General features: G+C 68.3%; 12 protein-coding genes. 7 read left to right on the top strand and 5 right to left on the bottom strand.

Going from position 1 to position 8,945, the window contains the following annotated elements; genetic code table 11:
• Positions 1-150: 150 nt before the first annotated feature.
• The 5 genes from EDD27_RS17095 (at position 151) to EDD27_RS17080 (ending at position 2,770) form a co-directional block, all read left to right on the top strand.
• Positions 151-1,188, top strand: a complete 1,038-nt coding sequence (locus EDD27_RS17095; protein WP_127933324.1) for a zinc-binding dehydrogenase — start codon at positions 151-153, stop codon at positions 1,186-1,188.
• Positions 1,189-1,363: 175 nt separating this feature from the next.
• On the top strand, positions 1,364-1,741 hold the full coding sequence (locus tag EDD27_RS17090; RefSeq protein WP_127933323.1) for a DUF2255 family protein: 378 nt from the start codon (positions 1,364-1,366) through the stop codon (positions 1,739-1,741).
• A gap of 85 nt (positions 1,742-1,826) precedes the next feature.
• The gene (locus EDD27_RS17085; protein ID WP_241564087.1) at positions 1,827-2,207 is read left to right on the top strand and encodes an aldo/keto reductase; all 381 of its coding nucleotides are present in this window, start codon (positions 1,827-1,829) and stop codon (positions 2,205-2,207) included.
• On the top strand, positions 2,171-2,296 hold the full coding sequence (locus EDD27_RS57765) for a hypothetical protein (protein WP_277750722.1): 126 nt from the start codon (positions 2,171-2,173) through the stop codon (positions 2,294-2,296). The genes EDD27_RS17085 and EDD27_RS57765 overlap by 37 nt, the downstream gene beginning before the upstream one ends.
• Before the next feature lie 60 nt (positions 2,297-2,356).
• Positions 2,357-2,770, top strand: a complete 414-nt coding sequence (locus EDD27_RS17080) for a (R)-mandelonitrile lyase (protein ID WP_127933322.1) — start codon at positions 2,357-2,359, stop codon at positions 2,768-2,770.
• Positions 2,771-2,939: 169 nt separating this feature from the next.
• Here the strand turns inward: EDD27_RS17080 and EDD27_RS17075 are convergent, their stop codons facing one another.
• The 4 genes from EDD27_RS17075 to EDD27_RS57760 form a co-directional block, all read right to left on the bottom strand.
• Entirely contained in the window at positions 2,940-4,115 is a 1,176-nt protein-coding gene (locus tag EDD27_RS17075; protein ID WP_206641460.1) for a pyridoxal phosphate-dependent aminotransferase, read from the bottom strand.
• Between the two features lie 447 nt (positions 4,116-4,562).
• Complete coding sequence (locus tag EDD27_RS17070; RefSeq protein WP_206641459.1) at positions 4,563-6,446, bottom strand: L-aspartate oxidase; 1,884 nt, start codon at positions 6,444-6,446, stop codon at positions 4,563-4,565.
• 18 nt (positions 6,447-6,464) lie between these two features.
• The gene (locus EDD27_RS17065) at positions 6,465-7,154 is read right to left on the bottom strand and encodes a nitroreductase (RefSeq protein ID WP_127933320.1); all 690 of its coding nucleotides are present in this window, start codon (positions 7,152-7,154) and stop codon (positions 6,465-6,467) included.
• Between the two features lie 265 nt (positions 7,155-7,419).
• Complete coding sequence (locus tag EDD27_RS57760) at positions 7,420-7,548, bottom strand: hypothetical protein (RefSeq protein ID WP_277750721.1); 129 nt, start codon at positions 7,546-7,548, stop codon at positions 7,420-7,422.
• Between EDD27_RS57760 and EDD27_RS17055 the strand changes: the two genes are divergently transcribed.
• The gene (locus EDD27_RS17055) at positions 7,541-7,798 is read left to right on the top strand and encodes a hypothetical protein (protein WP_206641458.1); all 258 of its coding nucleotides are present in this window, start codon (positions 7,541-7,543) and stop codon (positions 7,796-7,798) included. The genes EDD27_RS57760 and EDD27_RS17055 overlap by 8 nt on opposite strands.
• A gap of 69 nt (positions 7,799-7,867) precedes the next feature.
• Entirely contained in the window at positions 7,868-8,047 is a 180-nt protein-coding gene (locus EDD27_RS17050) for a hypothetical protein (protein ID WP_127933319.1), read from the top strand.
• Between the two features lie 374 nt (positions 8,048-8,421).
• Here EDD27_RS17050 and EDD27_RS17045 read toward each other — a convergent pair whose 3' ends face one another.
• Positions 8,422-8,844 (bottom strand): PPOX class F420-dependent oxidoreductase, encoded by a 423-nt coding sequence (locus EDD27_RS17045; protein WP_206641457.1) that lies wholly within the window; start codon positions 8,842-8,844, stop codon positions 8,422-8,424.
• Between the last annotated feature and the right edge of the window lie 101 nt (positions 8,845-8,945).

Here is an 8,945-nt window from a genome sequence, read left to right as displayed (position 1 = left end):
GAGAACCTCGACCCCCACGGCGGCCGGAACGTCCGCCGCCAAGCCGTTGCGGCGGCAGGGCGGATCCACCCGTAACGGACCCTCACCAGGCGTGCCGGTCAACCGGCCGCGGGTGGGTCCGGCGATCGAATACGAGATGCGGAAACTCTGATGCGAGCCACTTTCATGTATGGCGCCGGTGACGTGCGCGTGGAGAACGCGCCCGACCCGGCCATCCAGCAGCCCACCGACGCGATCGTGCGCATTGTGCGCTCGTGCATCTGCGGCAGCGACCTGCACCCGTACCACTCCCTGCCTGCTTCGGAGCGGGGAACCCCGATGGGGCACGAGTTCCTCGGCGTGATCGAGGACCTCGGCTCGCAGGTGTCCGGGCTCAGGCGCGGCGATGTGGTGGTGGCGCCGTTCGCCTACTCCGACAACACCTGCGCTTTCTGCCGCGAGGGCCTGCACACCTCGTGCCTCAGCGGCGGCTTCTGGGCATCCGGCGGGGTGGGCGGCGGTCAGGCCGAGGCGATCCGCGTCCCGCAGGCGCAGGGCACGCTGGTCAAGCTGCCCGTCGGCGAGGACAGCGAGCTGCTGTCGTCGCTGCTGACCCTGGCGGATGTGTACGGCACCGGCTACCACGCCGCCAAGCAGGCCCACGTCAATCCAGGCACCACGGTGGCGGTGATCGGCGACGGCGCGGTCGGGCTGATGGCGGTGCTGTCGGCCAAGCGGCTCGGCGCCGAGCAGATCATCCTGATGGGCCGCCACGACGCCCGTACCAAGCTCGGCATCGACTTCGGCGCCACCGACGTCGTGCCCGAGCGCGGGGCCGAAGGCGTCGAGAAGGTGCGGGAGCTGACCGGCGGCCAGGGCGTCCACGCGGTGCTGGAGGCGGTGGGCTACATGAACGCCTACGAGACGGCGGTCGGCGTGGTCCGTCCCGGCGGCGTGATCAGCCGCGTCGGCGTGCCGCAGTACGAGGACGCCGCGATCGGGTTCGCCAGCCTGTTCGGCCCCAACATCACGCTGACCGGCGGCCCGGCCCCGGTGCGCGCCTACATCGACCAACTGCTGCCCGACGTGCTGGAGGGCCGGGTCGAGCCCGGCCGGGTGTTCGACCAGGCGATCGTCCTGGAGCAGGTGCCCGACGGCTACCGCGCGATGGACGAGCGTACGGCGCTCAAGGTGCTCATCCAGCCCTGACCACCCGGCGGGGCGGATTTGCCGACAACGGACCCGCACCAGGCGTGTCGGTCACCGACCTTCGACCGGCCGCGGGTAGGCCCTACAAGTCCCGGCCGGCCACCGAGCAGGGCGAGCGCATTCGGCGCGGCGGCCTGCGGGCCGTCCTCATCCAGCCCGGACCCGAAGGAGAACGATGACCGCCTGGACCGACGACGAACTCACCGCGATCGGCGAGACGGACGAACTGGACCTCGCCTCCCGCCGCGACGACGGCACGCTGCGGCGGCCCGTGACGATGTGGGTTGTCCGCGTCGGCGACGACCTGTACGTCCGTTGCATGAACGGCCGCTCCGGCGCCTGGTACCGCGGCGCCCAGACCCGCCGCCAAGGCCGCATCTCGGCCGGCGGCGTGCAGGCGGACGTCACGTTCGAAGACGCCGACCATGCCCTCGACGACGAGATCGACGAGGTCTACCGCACCAAGTACCGCCGTTACGGCGCCAACGTCATCGGCGGCGTCGTGAACCCTGAGTCGCGAGCCGCGACGATCAAGCTCGTTCCCGAGAGGTGACCATGAAGCACACCACGCTGAGAGATCTGGACGTCTCGCGCATCGGCCTGGGCACGGTGGGCATGTCCTTCGGCTGCACCGGCGCGTGAGCGACGACGCCGAGTCCATCCGCACCATCCACCGGGCGCTGGAGCCGGGCGTCACATTCCTTGACACCGCCGGGATCTACGGCCCGTACGTCAACGAGGAGCTGGTCGGCAGGGCGCTGAAGGGCCACAGGGACCAGGTCGTGCTGGCGACGAAGTTCGGCTTCGTCTCGCACTCGCGCGGGGGCCCGGGCCGGCTCGACAGCAGCCCGGCCAACATCCGTACCGCCGTCGAGGGCTCGCTCGAGCGGCTCGGCACCGACCACATCGGCCTGTACTACCAGCACCGGGTCGACCCGAACACGCCGATCGAGGAGAGGAGTACTCGCTGTGGACGCGGGATGTGGAGGAGAACATCGCCGCCGACGGCATCCAGCTGACGGCCGAGCAGATCGCCAAGCTCGACAACCTCCCGCCGGCCGCCGGTGAGCACCACAACGAGGAGCACATGCAAATGATCGAGCGCTGACCGCCGCCTCCCTCTACAAACCGCACCGTCGAGATGCCGATCCTCGGTAAGGAATCGCGTATGGAAGTCCTGAAAAAACGCCCCACCAGTAAGGGCCCGGCCGAATGGTTCACCGGTGACGTGTGGTTCGACGTCATCTACGCCGGCGCCGAGCCTTCGCGGATGCGGGTCAACATCGTGCGCTTCGCGCCCTGCTCGCGTACCGCCTGGCACCGCCACGCCACCGGGCAGACCCTGCACGTCACCGAGGGCATCGGCCTGGCGCAGTCCCGCGGCGGCCAGATCGTCGTCATGCGGCCCGGCGACACCGTCCGCACCCCGCCCGGCGAGTGGCACTGGCACGGAGCCGCCCCCGACCACTTCATGGCCCACCTGGCCATGTGGGAGGGCACCGGCGATGCGGGCGTACCCGAAACCGAGTGGGGTGAGCAGGTCACTGATGAGGAGTACCGCGCCCACCCCACGATCGGCTGACATCGCGGGCCGGCGGGCAGGACGCCCGCGTCTCAGAGGGCCCTGAGCGCGGCGGTGACGACGTTCGCGAGGGGAGTTGGCTGGTCGGCCGATGAGCTGCTGCAGGTCGGTGCTGTCGGTGTGCCAGTCACCGCGGGCGATGGCACCGACGCCGAAGTGGCAGATCCCTTCATCGAAGAGTCGCCACGAACTTCCCAAGCCGGGCGATCCCTTCGTGGAGATCGTCGGTTGACACCGCGTACGACAGACGGACGTGTGTCTCCGCAGTGTGTGTGCCGAAATCTCTCCCCGGGGTGAGGGCCACGTGTGCCTCGTGCAGCGCTCGCTCGCAGAACTGCCAGGAGGTGAGCCCGGTGTGACTGACGTCGAAGTACGCGTAGAACGCGCCGTCGGGCGGGACGGGCACCGGCAGCCCGATCCGCGACAGCCCCTCGAGGACGAGCGCGCGCCGCTTGGCGAACTCGACGCGGCGTTCCTCGCAGACCGCCAGGGAGTCGGGGGTGAAGCAGGCCAGAGCCGCGTGCTGGGCGGGCGCGGACGCGCACAGGAAGTAGTTCTGGGCCAGGCGCTCCATCGCCGGCACGAGGATCTCCGGAACGACGCACCATCCGAGTCGCCAGCCGGTCATGCCGAAGTACTTCGAGAAGCTGTTGATGACGACGGCGTCGGGATCGAACGACAGCACGCTCTGCGGTGGCCGGCCCTGGTTGTCGTGGTCGCTCAGGTTGAGGTAGATCTCGTCGACGATGCGCCACGCATCACGCTCGCGTGCGAGTTCGCAGATCATTGCCAGCTCGTCGGCCGGAACCGAGGTGCCCGTCGGGTTCGACGGGGTGGCGATCATGATCCCGCGGGTCCTGTCCGTCCAGTTCGACTTCACCGATGCCGCGTCCAGTTGGAAGCGGGTCTCGGCTGTGGCGGGGATGAGCGTGACGTGGGCGCCGAAGCTTTCGACGATCTGCCGGTTGCAGGGGTACGACGGGTCTGCGATCAGCACCTCGTCACCGGTGTTGACGAGTGCCGCGGTGGCCAGCACCAAGGCGGCCGAGGCTCCTGCCGTCACGACGACCCGTGAAGGGTCGACCTCGACGTCGTGCTCGTTCAGGTAGAACCGCGCGATCGCCTGCCTGAGTTCGGGCAGCCCGAGTGCCGCGGTGTAGGGCATGGGCCTGCCGTCCATGGCCTCGCGCATCGCGTTCAGGACGGCCGGGGGTGCGCCGAAGTCCGGTTCGCCGATGTTGAGCTTGATGACGTGGTGACCCTGGGACTCCAGCGTTGCGGCGTGTTTGCCGAACTCCATCGCGAAGAACGGGGCGACAGCCTGCGCGCGGTGCGAAATCCTCACGCCACGGCCTCCGGTGCGATCGCAGCCAAGGGCTCGAGGGCGGAGTGGTCGGCTGGAGCCGTGCGCGCGCCCGCACCTTTGGCCGCTAGGTGTCGCTCGCTGGCGAGTGGGTTCATGTCGTCTTTCTGGTTGCTGGTCAGTGGGGGAGTGCATCGGGCCAGCCGTTTCCCCCGGAACGTCGGCATCAGGCTAGGGCTTATGGGCGATTCTCCCCAATTGCGGCCCTGTTGGCAGCAGACGTGCTGATCCGGGATGCCCACGGCTACCAGGTGGAGTAGCGGGCGGGGTTGTCCACCTCAGCACCCATGCTCCACCCGGCCACTGCCGCGGAACCGGAGGGCCGGAGCTCGGGCTCACGACACCGGTCCGGCCGTTTTGCGCATTGAGTGCGTCAAGGAGGACTCCGCCCCGGCTCCATCGGCATCGCGCCCTCCAGGAGATAACCGACTACTCGACGAGCTTTCCGGCGGTCGAGACCTCGCGCATGAGCGCCGCGATCTCGGCGGGAATCGGAGGGATGGCCTCCTTCTGCACCGATCCGGGACCGGCCCACACGAGGTTGACCTGCAGGGCGGGGTCGAGATCGGGGTAGTCGGAACGGTTGTGGCAGCCGCGGGTCTCGCGACGCTCAAGTGCCGTCTCCATCGTCGCGCGTGCGGCGAGCGCCGCGGACTTCAGGTCGAAGGCGTGAGCCAGGTCCTGGAAGCCGGCGATGTCCGGGTGTACGCCGACATCGGCGATGCGCGCCTCGACCGCGGTGAGTTCGGCGAGGCCTTTGAGCAGTCCGCTCTCGTCGCGCACCACGCCGGCATGCTCCGTCATGATGTTGCGGAGGGCTCGCTGCAGTGCACGCACGTTCTCGGGGCCGTCTGCGGCGAGGAGTTCGTCCACCTCTGCCCGTGCCGCGTCGAGCGCCTCGGCCGAGCGGCGCTGGGCCTCGAGGCCCGCGGAATACTCGGCCGCCGCCTGCCCGACGATGCGGCCGAAGACAAGAAGCTCGATGAGTGAGTTGCCGCCGAGGCGGTTGGCGCCGTGCAGGCCGCTGGCCGCCTCCCCGATCGCGTACAGGCCGTCGACGCCCGTGCCGTGGTCCTCGGGACGTACCCACACTCCGCCCATCGAGTAGTGCGCGGTCGGCGCGATCTCGATCGGATCCTTGGTGATGTCGAGCATCTGCAGTTCCAGGAGCGTCTGGTAGACGCGAGGCAACCGCGTCATGATCGTCTGTCTCGGCAGGTGCGACACATCCAGCCAGACGCCGCCATCCGGGGTCCCACGGCCTTCTTTGATCTCTGTGTACGCCGCCAGTGCGACGCGGTCGCGCGTGGACAACTCCATCCGGTCCGGGTCGTACCGGGACATGAACCGCTCACCCAACTGGTTACGCAGGATTCCGCCCTCGCCCCGTGCCGCTTCGGAGACCAGAGTGCCGGCCGCGTTCTCGGGTGCGATGAGACCGGATGGGTGGAACTGCACCAGCTCCGGGTCGCGGATGCGGCAGCCGGCGAGGACGGCGAGGCGGAAGGAATCGCCGGTGTTCTCGTCCCTCCGTGAGGAGGTGCGCCGCCAGATCCGGGTGTGGCCGCCGGCGGCCAGGATCACCGCATCGGCATGAATGACGTAGCGGGTGCCATCGGTCAGGTCGAATCCGTACGCGCCGAAGACCGCATTGTCGCGGACGAGGATGCGGGTGATGTACACGGTGTCGAGGATGGGGACATCGAGCTGCGCCGCACGGTTGATCAGGGTGCGTTGGATCTCAAGCCCGGTGTAATCGCCGGCGTAGGCGGTGCGCCGGTAGGTATGGGCGCCGAAGAAGCGCTGCGAGATTCGCCCGTCCTGTTCGCGGGCGAACGGCATGCCGTAGCGCTCGAGGTCCTCGATGCCGCGCGCGGCACCCCCGGTGACGATCTGCACCGTCTGCGGGTTGGCGAGGAGGTAGCTCTCTTTGAGGGTGTCCGCCGCGTGTTGCTGCCAGCTGTCCTCGGGGTCCATCGTCGCGAGCGCCGCATTGATACCGCCCGCCGCGAGCGAGGTGTGCGCGTCCGCCTTCGGCCGCTTGCCCACCGCGAGGACGCTGACCCCGCGCTCGGCGAGTTCGATGGCCGCCCGCAGCCCGGCGCCTCCTGTGCCGATGACCAGGACAGTCGTGGCGATCCGGTTCTCTGGCGAGTGCATGGTGCTCCTTTGGCCGCATCGGACGATAGCCATTACAGAAGCAAGACCGAGTAGCGGCGTGATTTGTGACATCCACTCCACTGCGTGACCCCGTGACTGCGCGGTGCTGGACCAGTCGAAGGTGTGGCCGGCGCCGAACGACGACAGCCACACCAGGCGGGAGACCCCCCGTCACGCCACGTGCGACGGCAGTGCTGAACCTTCGACGAACGTGACCGTCTCGTCGAGCGGCGCCCGGCCCGTACGGATGTAACGCACCGTGGCGTCCTCGAACCCGATGGACATGCCACAGAAGAGGATGAGCCCGTCCGGCGGTGACAGGACCTCCGCGACGGTCTTGCGATAGACCGACCACGCCATCTGCGGGCAGCTGTGCAGCCCTTCGGCGCGCAGCAGCAGCATGACGGTCTGCAGATACATGCCGAGGTCGGCCCATTGGGGCCGGCCCATGTCGCGGTCGATGTAGCAGAACAGGGCGGCGGGCGCGCCGAAACACTGCCAGTTGTCGGCAGCGGCCCTCTGGCGCGCTTCCCAGTCCTCACGTGCAACACCGAGTGCGCTGTAGCGCTCCCTGCCGAACGCGGATCGGCGCTCATGGTAGGGGGACTTCAGCGCGGACGGGTACATCTCGTACTCCCGCTCGTCCCAAGGATCGCCTGCGGCCACGCGCTTGCCAGCGCGCCTTTTGAGCTCCGCCAGCGGCTCACCGGTCAGCACGTAGATGTGCCAGGGTTGCAGGTTCGATCCGGACGGCGCCCAGGCCGCGGCGGACAGCACCCGCTCCAGCACCTCCCGCGGGACAGGCCGGTCGGTGAATCCGCGCACCGCCCGACGGCTCGTGACCGCCTGATAAATGTCCAAGATCCCTACCTCCCCGTCCTGCTCAACGTGCCTATCTAATTGACAATAGGACATAGGGAAATGTGACAAGGTGCTGTCAATGGTGCGCCAGTCACACCGGGACGGCCTCGCTGCAGTCCTCGCGAAATTTCCAAATCCTGCCACGGATCGTCGGTGCGCACCGCTGTCATCGGCTCGAGCGTCGTCGCCGGCCCGATCTCCTCGGACGCCAGGACCGCGGCCGCTCGTGGTCAAGGGGCGGCATCAGCCCCCAGCGGCCGTCCGCTCACCAGGTCACCTGCAGTGAGTTCACGCCGTACACGACGCTGAAGACCCGGAAGTCGACCTGCTCGTCCGGGTCGGCCAGGGCGAGGCCGGGGAAGCGCCGCAGCAGGGCCGGGAGGGCGATGCGCATCTCCATCCGCACCAGCGGTGAGACCTTCTCTGCGCCACCGGTCAAGGAAAAGCGCCTGACCGTCACCCTGGCCATGCACGCCGCGATCCCGCACCTGCTGGCCGACGGCCCTCACACCCTGGCGGCCGCGGGCCTGGACGATCCCGGCCGCTTCGCCCGCGATTTGCTGGACGCGGTCTACGGTCGTGCCGAGGAGCAGAGCGAGGAGGGCGCTCATGGCCACCAACCGGTTCCCGCGCGGCCGTGCTGAGGCCCCGCATCGCACGATGCTCTTCGGGCGGGTCCTGCGGGACGTCGCATCGGCTTCCAGCAGGTGATCGTGGCGATCGTGGTCTGGGTCCGGCTGTGCCAGGCCTGGCCGTTCTTCGCCACGGCCGCTGTGGTGGCGGCCGAAACGGTGCGACACCTGGCCTGGGTGGACGGCGCGCTGTGGCTGCACATCCCGCTGTGGGTGGCGCTCGCCGGCGGTATTCCTCCTCGTCGATCTCATCGCGGATGAGCATGACGAGCAGCTGTCGTTCTCCTCCCCGTCGGTGAGTGAGCATGCCCGCCCCGTGGCGTGTCCATCTCAGTGCCGCAGGGGCAGCGCGCTGGCCTGGGTGTGCACCGAGGTCAGCGCCATCGGCGCCGGCGGCGACGACGAAGGCTCACTCTCGGGGTGGTCTACAGGGCCGGGACGTCGTGCGTTTAGCGCCGTCGTCGGCTGATCCAACTATCCCGGCAGCCTCCGGGAGTGCCGTGGCCTGGAAATTCATTGGTCCGAGAGCCAGGTCTGGAGTTGGGGGAGTCGAAGTTGGTCATCTCTCCAGTCCGTCTATCGGGATGATTCGTTGATGTGGGCACCTGTCACCCATGGCTCAGGTACGGGAGGTGTCAGCCGAGGCCCGATCGGGCGATGACGTTGCTGATGCTGATGCGAACTGCGGTGAAGCCTTCTTGTACGAATGATTCAGCGACGTCCTCTGCGGATTGATCGGGGTAGTAGCGGTCGGCGATGCCCGCGGCGATGCGTTTGATCTGGTCTGGCTCGGCAGAGGTTCGTGCATGTCCTTCGATGGTCACGAAGCTGAAGGGTTGCCGCTCATCGCTGACGCAGACTGCGATGCGCTGGTCACGGGCCAGGCTCTTGCCTTTGACGCTCCCGGGCGAAAGGACGAAGGCGAGTTCATCGCCGTCGAGGATGAAGCAGACCGGGGTGACATGGGGTCGCCCGTCGGCGCGGGTGAGGGCTATGTGGGCAAGCCTTGTTCCCGCTGTGACGAAGGATCGCCATTCGTTGGCGGTCATTGTTGTCATTGGTGTGCTTCCTTTCGTTCGATCTTGCGATTCCCACGAGTGGGCGGAGCTCGCGACAGTCACGACCGTTCCGCCGCGGGCCCGCACGCGTAGCACCAGTC

The organism is Nonomuraea polychroma, assembly GCF_004011505.1.
GTDB classification, from domain to species: Bacteria; Actinomycetota; Actinomycetes; order Streptosporangiales; family Streptosporangiaceae; genus Nonomuraea; species Nonomuraea polychroma.
Note: the sequence above shows the minus strand (reverse complement) of the source record. Positions and strands in the feature narration are given on the sequence as shown.